The sequence below is a fragment of the Chryseobacterium ureilyticum genome (assembly GCF_900156735.1).
Lineage (GTDB): Bacteria > Bacteroidota > Bacteroidia > Flavobacteriales > Weeksellaceae > Chryseobacterium > Chryseobacterium ureilyticum.
Map to the genome: position 1 here is coordinate 66,502 of NZ_FTOL01000007.1, position 19,600 is coordinate 86,101.

General features: G+C 36.0%; 13 protein-coding genes and 1 riboswitch. Of the genes, 10 read left to right on the forward strand and 3 right to left on the reverse strand.

Annotated features, from left to right (window positions below; genetic code table 11):
- Positions 1-36 precede the first annotated feature (36 nt).
- The gene (locus tag BW983_RS17550) at positions 37-909 is read right to left on the reverse strand and encodes a helix-turn-helix domain-containing protein (protein WP_076553187.1); all 873 of its coding nucleotides are present in this window, start codon (positions 907-909) and stop codon (positions 37-39) included.
- Positions 910-1,052: 143 nt separating this feature from the next.
- Here BW983_RS17550 and BW983_RS17555 point away from each other — a divergent pair, with 143 nt between their 5' ends.
- From BW983_RS17555 to BW983_RS17585, 7 genes are all read left to right on the forward strand, one after another.
- Positions 1,053-2,081 carry a T9SS type A sorting domain-containing protein gene (locus BW983_RS17555; RefSeq protein ID WP_076553188.1) on the forward strand — a complete coding sequence of 343 codons (1,029 nt, stop codon included), beginning with the start codon at positions 1,053-1,055 and terminating at the stop codon, positions 2,079-2,081.
- 190 nt (positions 2,082-2,271) lie between these two features.
- Complete coding sequence (locus tag BW983_RS17560) at positions 2,272-5,106, forward strand: alpha-amylase family glycosyl hydrolase (protein ID WP_076553189.1); 2,835 nt, start codon at positions 2,272-2,274, stop codon at positions 5,104-5,106.
- Positions 5,107-5,180: 74 nt separating this feature from the next.
- A riboswitch (SAM riboswitch) is annotated at positions 5,181-5,286 on the forward strand.
- 95 nt (positions 5,287-5,381) lie between these two features.
- Positions 5,382-7,805, forward strand: coding sequence for a TonB-dependent receptor plug domain-containing protein (locus tag BW983_RS17565; RefSeq protein ID WP_076553190.1), 2,424 nt, complete (start codon positions 5,382-5,384; stop codon positions 7,803-7,805).
- 7 nt (positions 7,806-7,812) lie between these two features.
- Entirely contained in the window at positions 7,813-9,111 is a 1,299-nt protein-coding gene (locus BW983_RS17570; RefSeq protein ID WP_076553191.1) for an APC family permease, read from the forward strand.
- A gap of 146 nt (positions 9,112-9,257) precedes the next feature.
- Complete coding sequence (prfA, locus tag BW983_RS17575; protein ID WP_076553192.1) at positions 9,258-10,343, forward strand: peptide chain release factor 1; 1,086 nt, start codon at positions 9,258-9,260, stop codon at positions 10,341-10,343.
- Between the two features lie 81 nt (positions 10,344-10,424).
- Positions 10,425-11,090 carry a hypothetical protein gene (locus BW983_RS17580; RefSeq protein WP_076553193.1) on the forward strand — a complete coding sequence of 222 codons (666 nt, stop codon included), beginning with the start codon at positions 10,425-10,427 and terminating at the stop codon, positions 11,088-11,090.
- A gap of 104 nt (positions 11,091-11,194) precedes the next feature.
- Positions 11,195-13,297, forward strand: coding sequence for a prolyl oligopeptidase family serine peptidase (locus BW983_RS17585; protein ID WP_076553194.1), 2,103 nt, complete (start codon positions 11,195-11,197; stop codon positions 13,295-13,297).
- 114 nt (positions 13,298-13,411) lie between these two features.
- On the opposite strand, the gene BW983_RS17590 is transcribed toward BW983_RS17585, so the two are convergent.
- Positions 13,412-14,188 (reverse strand): T9SS type A sorting domain-containing protein, encoded by a 777-nt coding sequence (locus BW983_RS17590; RefSeq protein ID WP_076553195.1) that lies wholly within the window; start codon positions 14,186-14,188, stop codon positions 13,412-13,414.
- Between the two features lie 210 nt (positions 14,189-14,398).
- On the opposite strand from BW983_RS17590, the gene scpA reads away from it, so the two are divergent.
- Positions 14,399-16,519, forward strand: coding sequence for a methylmalonyl-CoA mutase (gene scpA / locus BW983_RS17595; protein ID WP_076553196.1), 2,121 nt, complete (start codon positions 14,399-14,401; stop codon positions 16,517-16,519).
- A gap of 44 nt (positions 16,520-16,563) precedes the next feature.
- Positions 16,564-17,547 (forward strand): M28 family peptidase, encoded by a 984-nt coding sequence (locus tag BW983_RS17600; protein WP_076553197.1) that lies wholly within the window; start codon positions 16,564-16,566, stop codon positions 17,545-17,547.
- Between the two features lie 40 nt (positions 17,548-17,587).
- Here the strand turns inward: BW983_RS17600 and BW983_RS23740 are convergent, their stop codons facing one another.
- Positions 17,588-18,430 (reverse strand): hypothetical protein, encoded by an 843-nt coding sequence (locus BW983_RS23740; protein WP_084184567.1) that lies wholly within the window; start codon positions 18,428-18,430, stop codon positions 17,588-17,590.
- A 435-nt stretch (positions 18,431-18,865) separates the two neighbouring features.
- Here BW983_RS23740 and BW983_RS17610 point away from each other — a divergent pair, with 435 nt between their 5' ends.
- Positions 18,866-19,600 (forward strand): hypothetical protein, encoded by a 735-nt coding sequence (locus tag BW983_RS17610; RefSeq protein WP_076553198.1) that lies wholly within the window; start codon positions 18,866-18,868, stop codon positions 19,598-19,600.

Below are 19,600 nucleotides of genomic sequence, written 5' to 3' on the forward strand. Positions count from 1 at the left end.
CATATATAAACCGCTTAATTTTTTTAGGCGGTTTTTCTATTTATTATTTCTCAGATGTTCCGGTGATACTCCAAATTTCTTTTTAAAGGCGCGAGTAAAGTTCTGAATATATTCATAGCCACATTCAATAGCTATTTCCTTGATCATAATTTCCTTATTGGCAATCAGTTTTTTTGCTTTAAGCATTCGTAATTCTGAAATATAGTGAGTGATAGTTGTCTGATATTTTGTTTTAAATTCTTTTCGGATAATATTTTGATTAATACCTACCAGTTTCCCGATTTCTTCAGCTCTGATATTTCTATGGTAGTTTTCATCAATGAATTTTTTGATCATTTCCGGTATATCTGAAGTGCTTTCCAGGCTGTTTTTTTCATTAAACTGTTCAAAAATAAGAATGAGTAGCTTGATAACCTTTGCTTCAATGAACAATTTCTGAATAACTCCCTTCTTTGAATAGCTTACAATTTCCTTTATAATCATATGCATTTCAACCGTTATTGTGGGCGGAGTGGCTTTTCTTAGAAAGATGAAATTGTTATGTGTCATATCTTTTAGTATTTCAGCACTTTCTTTATTGTTTTTAGGATTTATAAGATTAAATACATATCTGTATTTGAGCTGAATCTGTAAATATTTTAGATTTTCATCACTTTCACTCCATACCTCTGACTCATTTTCCTGTGATGAATAATGTAATATGTATTGATTTTTCTGAAATGAGTATTGATTGCTGCAGTCATACGCTTTAAGATGAATATCCGAACTTAATAAGAATAGAATATTGAAGCTTGATTTTTTTTCAACCAGATGAGATTTTGAAAAAAAATCAGAACCTTTATCTTCCTGCATTACAATCTCAATATCCTCAGATTTGAATACAATTTCACTTTTCGAATGGTTCTTCATACAGCACATTTACGGTAGGGTACAATTAAAAGTAAGATATCAATAGGATAACTAAAAGTTGGGAAATGATAACCCATAGTTAATTCTGAGCACTACTTTTGCGCAAAATTAAATTAAATTTAGAATAATTAAAAATAATATTTATGATTGAAGATTTATATTTTGCAGTACGAAAACTTGGAGTTGGTGTTTTACTGACTTTGATGGCAGGCGGTACGATGGAGGCTCAGCAAGTCTGCAATAATACGGATCCGGGAACAAATGCAGGGGATTTGGGATGTGTTTCATTTACCTATCGGGGACAGCAGGTTACTTATACTACTGTAAGAGCTGCAGATGGAAAAGTATGGCTTCAACAGAATCTTGGAAGTTCAAGGACTGCTGAATCTACGAATGATGAAGATGCTTATGGTGATCTTTTTCAATGGGGAAGATGGGATGATGGACATCAATTAAGAAACTCAGCTACTGGATCGGTACCTTCTGTGAATAAACCGGATGGGCTTCAGGGATCTAGTGAATATATTACAGGCGGTTGGTGGTCATCCAACGGAAGTGGAGATAAATGGACAGGAACAAATCTGACAGATATCACAGAAACAGAATCTATTGATCCATGTAAGGCTATTGGACCAAACTGGGCATTACCTTCTCAAGCAGATTGGGAGAATATTGTGCCGTTAGAAAGTATATCTACAATTACAAAGGCTTATGAAGGTCGTTTGAAATTACCAATGGGCGGATATCGCAGTTCAAGCGGAGCACTTACATTTGTTGGGCAAAGAGGATATTTTTGGAGCTCAGGGACGGCTATAAGTGGTGGGAAATATTTGTATATAGGAACTATATCTATTAATGCTGCAGCGGGAGGTCCAAGAGGTCAGGGAGCATCAGTAAGATGTGTCAAAACAGAAGCTGGATTGGGAACAACGGACATTAACTTTAACCGTAAAAGTGTTGAAGTATATCCTAATCCTACAAAAGGAATTCTGATGCTTAAAACAGATTCTGCAGTACAGAGCATAAAGGTTATAAATGCTGTAGGACAAACAATGGAAGTTGGGTTTTCAGATCGTCAAATCAATATGAACGGGCTTTCTCAAGGTTTATATTGGGTAGAAATAAAATTAAAGAATGGAGACACTGTTCTTAAGAAAATTATGAAAAATTAATTTTTTTAAGGGCAACATCAATATAACTGACGTTTTTTCGTTAGGTACAAATAGTTCATTACAATTACTTTTATTAGAAAGACTCATGATTTTTTTTTCATGGGTCTTTTTTATGTAATAATGCTAATTCAATGAATAAAAATAAACGTTATCAAAGGAAAATAATATTATATTCGATAAAAATAACGACATGAAAAAGTTTTATTCTATTGTTTTTTTGTTTGTAGGACTGTTTGTTTTCGGGCAGATTAATTATACAATTTCACCCAATCCATTCAATGAAACGGATGTCATTACATTGACGGTTCCCGGAGATCAGATTGATGAGGCTGCCTGGGGAGTTTCCAATAATTCAATTTACATATGGTCCTGGTCTTATGATACGAACTATCAAAATAGTCAGGATTGTCTTACCAACGGAAATTGGGACAATTCCAATGAGCTGAATAAACTCAATTATAATGCAGGAACTGATTCTTATTCATTGACATTTACACCAACTGCTTTTTTTGGAAGAACAGGAATTGGAAGATTCGGATTTTTATTAAAAGATAAAACAGGTACACACCAGACTTCACCGAATATTTACGTAAATGTTGGAGTTTTGAACCTTACTTTAACGAATCCTGTTGCCAATAGTATTACTTCTGTACCAACGGGTAATTCAATCAATATTACAGCAACAACGAATGTAAATGCTACATTTCAGCTTAAAGCGAATGGAACATTCGTAAATTCTACGCCAACACCGGCTCAATCATATTCTTATAATTATACGGTAACGCAGGATACGAATATGGAACTTATAGCAACGGAAGGAGCAAACTCAAAGAAAGCAACATTCATATTACAGGTTCCCCGAAATGTGGTTTCTGAGTCAATTCCAGGCTGGATAAAACAAGGGATAAATTATAATCCAGCCGATCAGACTAAAGTAGGACTTGCGCTATATGCTCCTCATAAAAACTTTGTACATGTAATAGGAAGCTTCAATAACTGGGCTGTAAATGATACTTATTTAATGAAAAGGGATACAACCAATCCTGATCTTTATTGGATAGAATTGAATGGGCTAACTCCACAGCAATTGTATACATTTCAATACAAAACCAATGACTTAAAAAAAGTAGCTGACCCTTACTCGCCGCAGATCTTATCTTCCTATGATGACCAATGGATTTCTGCTTCTACCTATCCTAATCTTCCAGCTTTTCCGGCAGGACAGGACTTTGAGGTTTCTACATTCAAGACAGGACAGACAGCTTATAACTGGCAGGTAAATAACTTTCAGAGACCCGCAAAAGAAGATCTTATCATATATGAATTGTTATTAAGAGACTTTACCCAGGAAAAAAACTGGCAGTCTTTAATTGACAAGATCACTTATTTAAAGAATTTAAAAATCAATGCCATTGAGCTTCTTCCCATCATGGAATTTGATGGAAATCTTTCCTGGGGTTACAATACTTCCTTCCACTATGCTTTAGATAAAGCTTATGGTACTCCGGAAAAGTTCAAAGAATTTGTAGATCTGTGTCATCAGAACGGAATTGCGGTCATTCTGGATGTGGCATTTAATCATGCAACTGGGCGTTCACCATTGGTAAGACTTTGGAATATTGATCCTGATGGAGACGGCTACGGAGATGTTGCAGCCAATAATCCTTATTTCAACCAAGTTCCTAAACATTCTTATAATGTGTTTAATGACTTTAACCATTCCAGCCTTTCAACTCAATATTACGTTGAAAGATGTCTTCAGCAATGGCTTACCGAATATCGTATCGACGGTTTCCGTTGGGATTTAACAAAAGGATTTACTCAAAACTGTTCCGAAAACGATGAAAACTGTACCAATGCCTATCAGCAAGACAGAGTGGATATTATGAAACATTATGCAGACAAACAATGGGCAATTGATCCGAATTCTTACATGATATTTGAACATCTTGGAACTGACACTGAAGAACAGCAATGGGCAAATTATAAAGCATCAGAAGGAAAAGGCGTGATGCTTTGGAATAAACAAACTGAACCTTACAATCAAAATACAATGGGTTATAAGGAAAACAGCAGCTACGACCGTATGAATCATAACCTTCACGGTTTTACCAATATGCGTGCAGTAGGATTTGGAGAAAGCCATGATGAGGAAAGATTAATGTTTAAAAATCTTGCTTACGGTGCAGTTAACGGAAGCTACAACGTAAAAAACCTTACTATAGCTCTTGAAAGAATGAAAACTTTTGGAGCAACATTCTTTACCATTCCCGGACCTAAAATGATCTGGCAGTTTGGAGAACTGGGCTATGAATTCAGTATCAACAGATGTGCTAACGGAACTATTGATAATGGGTGCAGAACAGACGAAAAACCTATTGCTTTTACATTAGGATATGACAATGATGCCAACAGAAAAGCTGTGTATGATACCTGGGCAAAAATTATAGAGATAAGAAACAGTCATCAGGTATTTAAATCTAAGACATATAGCATAGAATCCAACAATCTAACAAATGATCCTGATGGATTGATCACAAGAATCTATCTGTATGATGCTTCCATCAACGGAATGAAGAATGTTGTTGTGCTAGCCAATTATTCCACTTCAGTACAAAATGTTGCCCCTTATTTCCCTTATACTGGGCAATGGCAGAATTTAATGGATAATATGATCAATAATATTACCAATACAACAGCTCCCATTACTTTACAGCCGGGAGAATTCAGAATTTTAGGGAATTATGAAGGAGTATTATCTGTTTCGGATGTGAATGCGGTAAATAAATTGTCACTTCAGATTGCAGATAATCCTGTAAAAAATGGTTTAGCAAAATTAAATTTTAACAAAGCTAAAAACGGAGAAATTATCATCTTTGATATGAATGGTAAAAAGCTGGATTCATTTAAGCTGAATAAAGAAAACGGCATCCATGAGCTGAAAATCAACTATCCGGCAGGAACTTATCTTGTCCATTTGAAATCAGAAACAGGAATGGCAATTCAAAAAATGATTGTAAAATAAATACAAAGGCAAATTTGCAGATGAGCAGATTTGCCTTTTTTGCATATTTAAAAAATAAGTCTACCTTTGCACTAGATTTATCAAGAAAGGTGGAGGGATTTGGCCCAAAGAAACCTTAGCAACCTGCATGATTCCAGAAATGTAAAGGTGCTAATTCCAACCCGATGGGGGAGATAAGTGAAGTCAATATTCTTATATGAATTCCATTTCTTGATGTCTTGTGTGTATCTGCAGAACGATCTGCGGAGAACGAATATTAATTGGCAAGAATAAAGATGAAAAAATTAAGCACAGCTGTATTACTGCTTGGGACAATTTTGGTCGCAGCCCAGGAGCAGGAGGAAAAAGGAAAACAGATCGAAGACATTGTCATCGTAGGAAACCGTAGCGTTAAAAGAACAAAGCTAGAAACACCGGTTCCGGTAGATGTTATCAATATCGATAAAATTCAAAGGTCTTCACCACAAATGACAGCTCAGGACCTTCTAAACTATGTGGTTCCGTCATTTAATTCTGTAAGACAATCCGCTTCTGATGGTACAGAGCATATTGATCCTGTAAGTTTGAGAGGAATGGGACCTGATCAGGTTTTGGTTTTACTTAATGGAAAAAGAAGACACACAACTTCTCTGGTAAACTATCAGAACACAGTGGGAAATGGTTCTGTAGGAACAGATTTAAGCACAATTCCGATCATTGCCATTGAAAAAATAGAAGTTTTGAGAGATGGCGCTGCAGCACAATATGGATCAGATGCCATTGCAGGAGTTATCAATATTATACTTAAAAAGAATCCGGGAGCTTCTGCAAGTTTAACTTATGGGTTAAGCGGGAGAAATGACGGAGAAACCTATCAGGCTGGTGTAAATTATGGTGCTTCTCTTGGTAAAAATGATGGTTTTATCAACCTTTCATTACAATTAAGCCACAGAGGTAAGACAACGAGAACTCAAAATCATGATCTTGATATCTTTGGGAAAAACTTCGCTTATGAATTTGCTGATAATCCGGATGAAGCGAGAGAACAGGATGATCTTATGCTGAAAAAAGAAGGATTGACAAGAGATGATTTTAATTTCCAGATCGGAGATGCCCAAATCAGACAGGGACAATTATTTTTCAATTCAGAATACCCTTTGAATGATAATCTTAAATTCTATTCATTTGGTGGGTTCAGTATCAAAGAAGGAAAAGGATATGGCTTCAGAAGGCTGCCAAGTGAAGACTTTAATATCGTTAAAGAAATTTATCCGTACGGTTTTCAGGCAGTATTGGGATCTCAGATCTATGATGTTTCTTATGCAGTTGGAGCAAAATATAACGTAAACAACTGGTTGATTGACCTGAGCAATACATTTGGAAGCAATACATTCAAATATAATGTAAGCAATACCAACAACGCATCCCTAGGCATAAAATCACCAACGAGTTTTTATGCCGGATCACACAGTTTCCTACAAAATACAGTCAATCTTGATGTTGCTAAAAATATAAAGAACTTCAATATTGCATTCGGAGGAGAATTCAGATTTGAACAATATCAGATAAAAGCAGGTGATGAAGCTTCATATACTCAATATGATATCAACGGAAATGTTGCCGTGGATGGCTCACAGGTCATCGGAGCAGGTGGTTCACAATCCTTTATCGGTTTTTCACCAGCAAATGCCTTGAAAAAAGACAGACATTCCACAGCGGTGTATGCAGACGTTTCCTATGATCTGGATAAAAAGCTGAGCATTGATCTGGCTGGAAGATTTGAAAACTATTCAGACTTTGGAAATACTTTGAACGGAAAACTAGCTTTAAGATATGAATTTGTAAAAAATTATGCAGTAAGAGCAGCTGTCGGAACAGGATTCAGAGCGCCATCGCTTCAACAGCAGTATTTTAATAACTCTTACGCAGATATTTCCACAAGTGGTTTAAAGATCGTTACCAAAGGAATATTTAGAAATGACAGTCAGGCAGCACGCGACCTTAATTTTGATAAACTAAAGCAGGAAACCTCAGTGAATGCCAGCGCAGGATTTACTTTTAAACCTTTAAACAACCTCTTTATTACTATAGACGGATATTGGATCAGAGTAAAAGACAGAATTGTCATCACCAGTAATATTACCGATGAAAGACTGGCAAATTATGGAGTAGAAAGCGGTAGGTTTTTTGCCAATGCTATTGATACAGAAACCAAAGGAATAGAATTGGTTGCTACTTACGACTGGAAGCTGGGAGGTGGAAATTTAAATATAAACCTTGCCGGAAACTATACAGAAACAAAAATCACAGACTTTCATTTCCCTGAAAAGATAGATACTCCAAGAGACGAATATTTCGGTCCGGATCAAATCAATATTATTGAAACACTTTCTCCAAAAACAAAAGCTTCCCTAGGCTTGAATTATGGTATTGGAAAGTTCAATTTTCTCGTGAGAAATACCTATTTTGGTAAAGTCATAAGAGATGGTTTTCCTTTCGGGGTCGTTCAGGAGTTTTCTCCAAAGGTGGTTACCGACGTGAGTGTAGGATATAATCTTACTAAAAATATCAATCTTACGGTAGGAGCCAATAACATATTCGATGTTTTTCCGGATCTTCAGACTTACAAAAATTCGTATTATGGAGTATTCAAATATGCGCCAGTTCAGATGGGAACATTGGGAAGCTACTTCTTTGGAAGGCTTAATTTTAATTTTTAATCAATAAATGAGTACTTCTTCACATCAGATTGGCTGGAAGACAGCTGCTGCCATCGTAGTTTCCAATATGATAGGAACCGGGATATTTACAACCCTCGGCTTTCAGTTATCAGATATTACCAATACCTACAGTATTTTCCTGTTATGGATCATTGGAGGAATTCTTGCATTGTTTGGTGCTTTCTGTTATGCCGAATTAGGATCTCATTTTAAAGGAAATGGCGGGGATTTTATTTATCTTAAAGAAACTTACCATCCTTTATTTGGGTATCTCATAAGCTGGATCTCACTGATTATCGGGTTTTCTTCACCTGTAGCACTGGCAGCCCTCGCAATGTCCAAATATCTTTCCGTATTTGATTATTCTTTTGGGAACGGTTTCGCAATTGCAACTATATTTTTGGTCGCAATTACACTGTCATTTAGTTTAAAGACTTCAAGTCGGTTTCATAACTTCTTCACCTTTATCAAAATAGCCTTTATCATTGTATTGGTTATTCTGGGGATTGGATTATCAGACGATCCACAAATTGGAAACAGTCTGAACTTCAGTGACAGCTGGCAGAACGAAATCATGCTTCCCGCCTTTGCAACATCCCTGGTATTTGTTACCTATTCCTATACCGGTTGGAACTCCGCATCATATATTGCAGGAGAAATAAAAGATGTTCAAAAGAGCCTTCCTAAATCTCTGATCATAGGAACTGTTTTTGTGACAGTGAGTTATATCCTTGTCAATTACATTATGCTGAAACACGCTCCTGTAAGTCAATTAGCCGGAAAAGAAGATGTAATGGGAGAAGCGGCGGTGAACATGCTGGGACTTTCCTTTGGAAAAATTGTCAATATTTTTATTGCATTACAGCTTATTGCAACAATTAGTGGATATCTCTGGGTAGGATCAAGGCTTACACAGGCTTTTGCAAAAGATACCCGTATTTGGAAACCGCTTTCAGTAGGAAATAAAAAAGGAATCCCGGTAAGAGCTATCTTTGCTCATGCAGTAATTGCGACGATCATTATTTTAACAGGAAGCTTCAAGGAGATCTTCGTTTATACAGCATTTATTCTTCAGTTATTTGCGAGTCTGGCAATCTCAACAGTTTATTTTCTTAAAAAGAAAGATCGTAAAATATTTAAATCCAATGCATTTTACATATTTCCGACTGTTTTTCTCCTGTTCAGTATATACATTCTTTATTTTACCTTTATTCATAACCCTAAAGAAAGTATGATCGGATTGGGAATAATTGCAGTAGGGCTCGTTCTATATTGGGTAGATACAAGAATATCCAAGGAGGTTTAGATCAAAAATTGAATACATAAAATACAGACAGGTAAATTCACAGACTCACTTTTTTACAATTTTGTCGCTTTACCCTTCATGCTCAAAAATTTATACTTTAATTTTGAATTAATAATTCTTATCTTTGCACCCACAAAAATTCCACAATGTCTAAATCATTAATTCCAAAATTAGAAGCTATAAAACAAAGATATAATGAGGTTGCAGACCTTATTATACAGCCTGATGTCATTTCAGACCAAAAAAGATATTCTTCTTTGAACAAAGAATATAGTGATTTGGGAAAAATTGTAAGAGTTTACGATCAGTACAAAGGTGCATTGGATAGCATCGAGGAATCTGACGAAATTATTGCTGACGGTTCAGACAGAGATCTTGTAGATCTTGCTAAAGAAGAAAAGCTGGAAGCACAATCAAAAATTCCTGGATTGGAAGAAGAGCTTAAAGTTCTTTTGATTCCTAAAGACCCAGCAGATGACAAAAACGTTATCGTAGAATTACGTGCCGGAACAGGAGGTGATGAAGCTGCAATCTTTGTAGAAGATGTGTATAGAATGTATACCATGTATTTCAAAACAAAAGGATGGAGACATGAAGTGACCGATTCTAATGAAGCTGCAAAAGGATATAAGGAATTGATCATGAAAGTAGAAGGTGAAGGCGTGTATGGTATCATGAAATTCGAATCAGGAGTTCACCGTGTACAACGTGTACCTGAAACAGAATCTCAGGGTAGAGTGCATACATCAGCAATTACCATTGCTGTTTTACCGGAAGCAGAAGAAGTAGACTTTGAACTGAATCCTGCCGATATTGAAATGCAGACTTCACGTTCAGGAGGTGCCGGAGGTCAGAACGTAAACAAGGTTGAAACCAAAGTACAGTTGACACACAAACCTTCAGGGATGGTAGTTGTTTGTCAACAAGCTCGTTCTCAGCTGGCTAACCGTGAATTGGCAATGGAAATGCTAAGAACAAAACTTTACGATATCGAATTACAGAAAGTACAGGGAGATATTGCTGCACAACGTAAATCTATGGTTTCCACAGGTGACCGTTCTGCAAAGATCAAAACGTACAACTATCCTCAGGGAAGAGTAACAGACCATAGAATCAACAAGTCTATGTACAATCTGGATGCTTATATGAACGGAGATATTGCTGAAATGATTGATGCCGTAATCATGGCAGAGAATGCAGAAAAAATGAAAGGAGAAGAAGAAAACTACTAGAGTTTTAAAATAAAAAATAAAGCCTCTGATTTTTTCAGGGGCTTTTCTTTTAATCACCAATAACTTATTAAAATATAAACTATGAAAAACTACAAAATTATTTTCATGTTGTTGCTTACCATGATGGGGCAATACATTTCTGCACAGACAGAAGTAAAGAAACCAAAAGAAGTCTTTGAACTGTTCTTCGGAACTTTTCTGAACAATGACGAAGCAACGCGTTTAAAGCTTAACGATTATCTTAGACCCACTGTAGAAGGGAAAGATGCTTTTGAAGTAAACTTTAAAGAAAATGCAGATGACATGATTAAAACAAGTGCAGACAGCTTTTTATCCATATTTCCTAAAGCCGCAGCCACAGCATGTCAAAAAGAAGCCGAAGACTATTTCAAAGCTGTATTTGCCAATTTCAGAAATGGTAAACTAAACATTAAAAAGATCAACGTTGCACCCAACGAATATGTAGAAGGGCAGAACATTGCAAAGGTAGAATACTCCGTAAGCTTTAAAGTTCCTGCCAACCCTACACCGGAACCTAAAACAGATCCTAAAAAAATAAAAGCAGACGAACTGAAAAAGTTCCTGAACCAGATGATTCAGGATTTTACGACTGCGGATAAAACAATTACTACAGATCAGGAATTCAGCTTATACGAATTGAAGGAAGGAGATAAAATATACTATTGGAACGGTAGCCCGGATGAAATTGTTACCAATCTTACCGACTTCTATTTCGATAGTTTCTAAGCGATTATCCGTTGATTAATAGCTTTTTAAAAAATTAAAGTTCCGAATTTTCGGGACTTTTTTTATTTCACATACTTTATGTATTTTTGATAAAACCGTTCACTATGAATTTTAAACCAATATTATTAACTGCTGGAGTTCTGTTTTCAGCATCTTTTTATTCTCAAACAATGAATTATCCAAAAGCATTAAAGGGAAGCCAAACTGATACTTATTTTGGAACTGCTGTTGCTGATCCGTACAGAGATCTTGAAAACGATTCCGATGCTACTAAAAAATGGGTAGATGAAGAAGTAGCATACAGTCAGAACTATTTGTCTAAAATTCCATTCAGAGATAAAATCAGAAACCAGTTGAAAGATATCTGGAATTATGAAAAGATTTCAGCACCTTTCAAAGAAGGAGATTATACTTATTATTCTAAAAACGATGGTTTGCAGGCACAATCTGTAATATACAGAACAAACAATAAGACCAAGGCAACAGAAGTATTTTTAGATCCGAATAAATTCTCAGACAAAGGAACAACTTCATTGTCTAACCTTTCTTTCAATAAAAAAGGAAACCTTGCAGCATACTCTATCTCAGAAGGAGGAAGTGATTGGAATAAAATCATCATCATCGATGCTGTTACCAAAAAACAGATCGACGAAACATTGCTAGATGTAAAATTCAGTGGAATTTCTTGGCAGGGAGACGAAGGATTCTATTATTCAAGCTATGATAAACCAAAAGAAGGAACCGTTCTTTCCGGAATGACAGACAAGCATAAGGTTTATTTTCACAAATTAGGAACAAAACAGTCTGAAGACAAACTGATTTTCGGGGGCGAAAAAACACCAAGAAGATACCTTGGAGCCCACGTTTCAGATGATCAAAGATATCTTATTATTTCTGCGGCTAATGCTACCAACGGAAATGAAATGTATATCAAAGACCTTAAAAAAGGTGGCGATTTTGTTCAGATTACAAAAGGATTTGATATCAATGCAAATATCGTAGATACACAAGGAGACGATCTTTTCATTTTTACAGATAAAGATGCTCCGAATATGCGTCTGGTAAAAACTACAATCAGCAATCCAGCTCCTGAAACATGGAAAGACGTTATTCCACAAACAGAAAACGTACTAGGAATCTCTACAGGTGGCGGATATTTCTTCGCTACGTATATGATTGATGCTATTGATCAGGTAAAACAGTTCGATAAAACAGGAAAACTGATCAGAGAAATTGCACTTCCAGGAAAAGGAAACGTTGGAGGATTTGGTGGAAAAGAAAAAGAGAAAGACATTTATTACTCTTTCAGCAACTATATTACACCGGGAACTACCTATAAATTCAATGTAGATTCAGGGAAATCAGAAGTTTACCAAAAACCGAAAGTGAAATTCAATCCGGATGATTACGTTTCAGAACAGGTATTCTATACATCAAAAGACGGAACAAAAGTTCCTATGATGATCAACTATAAGAAAGGAACTAAACTTGATGGTAAAAATCCAACCATTCTATACTCTTACGGAGGTTTCAACATCAGCTTACAGCCATCTTTCTCAGTAGTAAACGCTATCTGGATGGAAAACGGTGGAATCTATGCCGTTCCAAACATCCGTGGAGGAGGTGAATACGGTAAAAAATGGCATGATGCAGGAACAAAAATGCAGAAGAAAAACGTTTTTGATGACTTTATCGCGGCTGGAGAATACCTACAGAGCAAAGGTTATACTTCAAAAGAATACATGGCACTTTCAGGAAGATCAAACGGAGGTTTATTGGTAGGGGCAACAATGACTTTACGTCCAGACCTTGCAAGAGTAGCTTTCCCTGGAGTTGGAGTATTGGATATGTTAAGATATAACAAATTCACAGCAGGTGCAGGCTGGTCTTACGATTATGGAACAGCAGAAGACAACAAAGATATGTTTGAATATCTGAAATCGTACTCTCCTGTACACAATGTAAAAACAAAAACTTGTTATCCGTCTACCATGATTATTACAAGTGATCATGATGACAGAGTAGTTCCGGCTCACTCATTTAAATTTGGAGCAGAACTTCAGGAAAAACAAGGATGTAAAAACCCAATCCTTCTAAGAATCGAAAAGAATGCAGGACACGGTGCCGGAAGATCTACAGATCAGGTAATCGGAGAAAATGCAGACCTTTTATCATTCGCATTATATGAAATGGGAGTAAAACTTTAATTCATATAGAATAAAAATCAGTCTTATCAAAAATATAGACCGATATAAACAACTATAAAGCAAAACCCCCGGATGACATTCATCCAGGGGTTTTATTTATTATTTCTGAATTGATTAATTCTTCATAAACTTAGAGCTTAAATCACCAATTTTATAAATATATATGCCCTTTGGAAGTCTTTCTACATCAATAGAAATCTTACCCTCTGAAGCTGAAAAAGACTTGTTAAGAACCACTTTTCCGGTTACATCAAAAACCTCAATCTTATTTGCTCCACTTCCGGGATTCATCACATTCAAAATTTTGTTAGTAGGAATAGGAAATGCAGATAATTTACTGCCAGCCTGAATTTCTTTTGCCGCTAAAACTGTAGTGGGTAATCCATAAACATCCGTTAATGGAATACTGCTGATATTGAAAGCTGTCGCACCACGAACAGTTAACTTATTGGTATTTGTTGTAGCATCATGAAAAACGTGAAATTCTCCTCCGTAGAATGTATTGGGATTCGTATGAAAATCTTTGATTAGTGTCCCATCTTCATTAATTAATAATAGTTTATAGTAATTTTGTGTATCATTAAAAACGCTTACCATAAACTCAAACTTACCATCAGTATTAAAGATATTTCTTGATATTGAAAATTCTTCACCATAAAAATCTGACCTGTTAAAAGTAGCAGGCATTGGAATATTGACTGTTTTATAAAGTGAATAGTCTGAATTAAAAATTTTCAGTTTGTGATCAGTGGTCTTAGAAATATAAAATGTTTCTGTAGAGGTAGAATAAACAAATGTATCTTCATTAGAGAACGTATGTTCAAGAGTTAATTGTGCAAAAGCAAAGTTTGCAGCTATTAAAGCTACAGCAGAAAATAATAATTTTTTCATGGTTTTAGTTTTAAATTTGAAGTGACAAAGTTACTGAAACTTTTACTGAAACTACAATTTAAATTTCTGTTAATTATCTTTTTGATGAGGTTTTTAACCAGAATTTAATATAAGAAGATTCTAATTTAAAATGCAGATAATCAAAAGGTTGTAAATGCTTATTTATTATTCTAAAAATGCTTAAATTTAGCATCTAATAAATCCGTAAGTATGAGAAGAGAAGTTAAGAACAAAACTCCTCAATTTAATATAACTGAAAAAATAACTGAGATCTATCCTTTTGAAAAAGACGGATTACAGTTGAAGTCTTCCTATAAAAAAGAAGACGTTAAAAATGAATCTTTAACGGAAACCTCTCCGGGAATTGCCCCTTACTTAAGAGGTCCATATTCTACAATGTATGTTCAGAAACCGTGGACAATCCGTCAATACGCAGGTTTCTCCACAGCAGAAGAATCCAATGCTTTTTACAGAAGAAACCTGGCTGCAGGACAAAAAGGACTTTCAGTAGCTTTTGACCTGGCAACCCACAGAGGATATGACTCGGACCATGCAAGAGTAGTAGGAGACGTAGGAAAAGCTGGTGTGGCAATCGATTCCGTGGAAGATATGAAGATTCTTTTCAACGAAATTCCTCTTGATCAGATTTCAGTATCTATGACGATGAATGGAGCCGTACTTCCGATTCTATCTTTCTACATCGTAGCAGCAGAAGAACAGGGAGTGAAGCAGGAATTGCTTTCAGGAACTATCCAGAACGATATTCTGAAAGAATTCATGGTAAGAAACACTTACATCTATCCACCAGCACCTTCCATGAAAATTATTGCGGATATTTTTGAATATACTTCGCAGAACATTCCGAAATTCAACTCTATTTCGATTTCAGGGTATCACATGCAGGAAGCAGGAGCTACTCCGGTACTGGAAATGGCTTACACCTTGGCAGACGGTCTTGAATACGTAAGAACGGGGATAAAAGCAGGAATGAACGTAGATGACTTCGCACCACGTCTATCATTCTTCTGGGCAATCGGGATGAATCATTTCATGGAAATTGCCAAAATGCGTGCAGCAAGGTATATCTGGGCTAACCTTTTAAAACAGTTTAATCCACAGAATCCAAAATCATTAGCTCTAAGAACGCATTCCCAAACTTCAGGATGGTCGTTGACAGAACAGGAGCCTTTTAATAACATTACGAGAACAGCTATTGAAGCATTATCTTCCGCATTAGGAGGAACACAGTCTCTCCATACCAATGCGTTGGATGAAGCTATTGCCCTTCCTACAGACTATTCTGCAAAAATCGCAAGAAATACACAGATCATTCTTCAGCAGGAAAGCGGAATTTGTGATGTAGTAGATCCAATGGGAGGAAGTAATCTTGTAGAAAGCCTTACCCAGCAGATGATAGAAGAGGCAATGAAGTACATTGATGAAGTAGAACAGGAAGGCGGAATGACCAAAGCGATTGAAGCAGGAATTCCAAAAATGAGAATTGAAGAAGCTGCAGCCAAAAAACAAGCTAAGATTGATAGTGGCGAAGAATTTATCATTGGAGTAAACTCTTTCAAATCATCATTAAAACAGGATGCAATAGAAATTCTGGACATCGATAATACCGAAGTTCGCAGAAAGCAGATCGAAAGACTGAACAATATCAAAGCAGAAAGAAACCCAGAAGCTGTAACAGAAATCTTAAATGAAATCCGTGAAAGCGCAAAAACAGGAAAAGGGAATCTTTTGGCACTTTGTATCGAAGCCGCAAGAAGAAGAGTTACTCTTGGTGAAATGAGTGATGCCATGGAAGAAACCTTTGGAAGATATAAAGCAAACATTAAAACAATCTCTGGAGTATATGCTATGAACGCCGGAAAAAATGAATACTTTGAAAAAGCCCTGAACCTGACTCAGAAGTTTGAAGAAGAAGAAGGACGCCGTCCAAGGATTATGGTCGCTAAAATGGGACAGGATGGTCATGACAGAGGAGCAAAAGTAGTAGCAACGGCATTTGCAGACATGGGATTTGACGTCGATGTAGCACCTTTATTCCAGACGCCGGAAGAAGTAGCAAAACAGGCAGTAGAAAACGATATTCATATTTTGGGAGTATCTTCTCTGGCTGCAGGACACAAAACATTGGTTCCTCAGGTCGTAGAAGAACTTAAGAAATTGGGCGCAGATGATGTTACCATTGTAGTAGGCGGAGTAATTCCTCAGCAAGACTATGAATTTCTTTACGCAAACGGAGCTGACTTTATTTTCGGTCCGGGAACCAATCTTCCAAAATGTGCAGTGGAGATCTTAGAAAGATTTTTAGAAAACTAAACCTAAAAAGCTTTAATTTTCATAAAGAAATTAAAAGCACATCTATGAGGTTTAAAAATAATATAAAGCCTACGAAGAAAAAGCTGATTCTCTTCGTAGGCTTTTTATGTATAGCAATCTTTTTATGGGCAGTAAAAGAGAAAAATAGACCTATACAAAAATCTCCTGTTCCTGCCAATATTGAACAGGTGAAAAAGCATTTGACAGCACTTACCCAGACGCCAAAATTCAGGAATCATAAAAATGTTGACCAGCTGAATGAGATTGGAGAGTATATCCATCAGAATTTTAAAACATATGCAGACAGTACTGGTTTTCAGGAATATCAGGTAGATGGGCAGGTCTATAAAAATGTAATCTGCTCTTTTGGAACAGAAAACAGTAAAAGAATAATTATTGGCGCGCATTATGATGTCTGTGGAGATCAGCAGGGCGCAGATGATAATGCGACCGGAGTTACAGCGCTTCTGGAACTTGCCAGAATGTTTAAAGGACAAAAACTCAATTATCGTGTAGATCTGGTGGCATACACACTTGAAGAGCCTCCTCATTTCAGAACGGAAAATATGGGAAGTTTTATTCACGCAAAATATCTAAAAGACAATAAAATTGATGTCTATGGAATGGCTAGTGTAGAAATGATCGGATATTTTAAGGATGAAAAAGGATCTCAGGATTTTCCTGTAGGGATTCTTTCCTGGATCTATGGTGACAAAGGAGATTTTATTACTTTGGTTAAAAAGTTTAGCGGAGCAGGACCATTTGTTGGAAATTTTGTAGATCATTTTAAAGATTCAAATCAGATCAAAACAGCTACATTTCCGGCTCCGAAATTTGTAGGCGGAGTAGATTATTCCGATCATTTGAACTATTGGAAATTTGATTTTCCAGCCCTGATGATCACCGATACTTCATTCTTTAGAAACAAAAATTATCACCAATCTACAGATACTTTGGAAACGCTGGATATTAAACGGATGACAAAAGTTATTGACGCTATTTTCCTAAGCATTATTCACTTCAAGTGAAAAAATAAATGCTGTTTCAACTTCTGAAACAGCATTTATTTTATTTTTTCTGAACGATTTTACCATCATCCATAATCTGATAATGCGTTTTAGCTATCTTTTGCCTATTTCCATCAATCTTGTGGTCTGTTGTCACAGTGATTTCTCCTGCTTTATTGATTTCATAGCTGCTGAACTCCTCCTTTTTATCATCCTTTCCGGGATCAAACCAAATGCCTTCTACATAGGCTTCATCAACGATGCTGTTATTCATTACAGTAAGAAGATAATATCGGTAATCAAAATCTCCACAATCCATTGGAACAAGAATAAGTTCAACATCCTTATATCGAGCTAAAGGAAAATATCGGAATACTGGTTCTCCACAGCTATACTTTTCTGAACCTTCCACCGCAAAATCTGTTTCTATAAACTTTACATCTACCTGAGGAAGACTTTCAATAGGTAAGCTATAAAGTCCTGTTTTTAATAAAGATTCCATTGGGGCAGGGGTATTTTTACTTTTTCTCCACTCCTCAAGAGAAATATATTCTCCAGACGGAGGGTCTAAAATAGTCAAGGTATTACATTGGTCGCTTGAAGCATGAAAAAGATGATATGTTTCAAAGCGATCCGGACCATTATATCCGACAGAAATAGAATAATCCCAGCCATTATTTACTTTTGTACTATCTACAAGAAACCCAATTCTGCCTTTCCCTTTGGTCTCTGATTCCAGAAACTTAGCCTGCGACTTCATTTCCTCTAAATCCAGAATTTTTTTCATGAAATGAGGAGAAAAACATCCTTTATCTACTACTTTTATCTCTTCTTTTTTTACAGATTCTTCTTTCTTACATCCTATAAAAAGTAGTGGAAGTAATGCCCATAAAATTTTATACATACAGCTCTTTTTTCACAAAAATAAGATTTAAATAATGATGATTAAAAAAATAATTCTATATTTGCATCTGAAAATCAAGTTTAACCATTTAAAAACAACGAAGCAATGTTCAGAACTAATCAGAATTCTACAGTTGGATTACCCCTTATGGTGGTAAGGCTTCGCGGTTTGGTACACTCTTAGAAAAATAGTACAATACAATATCAAAACCCGAAGTCGTAGAGATTTCGGGTTTTTTATTGCGCAATATTTCAAACTCACGTTTCCCGAAATCTTTTTAAGTGTTATTAAGAACAAAATAGGCTGAGGTTTACCCTCAAAACTATACGCGTTCACTATTATTAATCCGTTCAACTAATACTTTAGTTGATTAAGAAAATAGACTAAGAGCAAATCCGGTATTTCGGGTCTTGCATCTGGTATCTTGTGTCTTACATGGAAAATGATAACCTTCTGTTTTACCAGCTAAGAAGCCTGAGAAGCAGAAAAAGAACAATAAAAAAAGATGTAGAAAAACAGATAAGAAAAAAGTATAAACGTAGTAAGGAAGTCTGGAACATAAGAAAAAATATTCCACTTATTCCTCTGGAAAATCCCTATCAATTAGGATTCGTAAGATTCTTTGTAGTAAGGGATGATGTAATGCGGAGTAGTGATGGAGATTTCTTTGAGGGACTTTTAAAGAAAATCAATACCTACATGTATTCCGGAAGCCGTCAGTTTTTAAAAAAGAAAAGAAAATTCGGTCGAAGAATATACGTAGAAAAAGAACAGAAGCTTAATCGTGTTTCTTCATACTCCTGGAGCAGTCCGAAATTTGGACTTACCCCAAGGGAAAGGCTGTACTTTCTAAAAAAAGAAGAATACTGCCCTTTTCGGAAATGCTATGACACTTATTACGAATTTACTGAGCCGTGGAGATTTATTCTGAGGACTAGACCACATATAATCACCCATCACAAACCAATAGATACTGAGCTTGAGAAAGAGCAGGCAGAACTGGATGCATATTTGGGACGGCATAAAATTATAGGAATTCTTCAGAAAAAAATGCACGGAAAATCTAATCCATGGAAAATGGAATATGAAACAGATCTTATCAAAAGCAGGAAATATACTACCTGCACAATGTCTGCAACAGAGATTGCAGATTGTTTTCAGGACTTATAG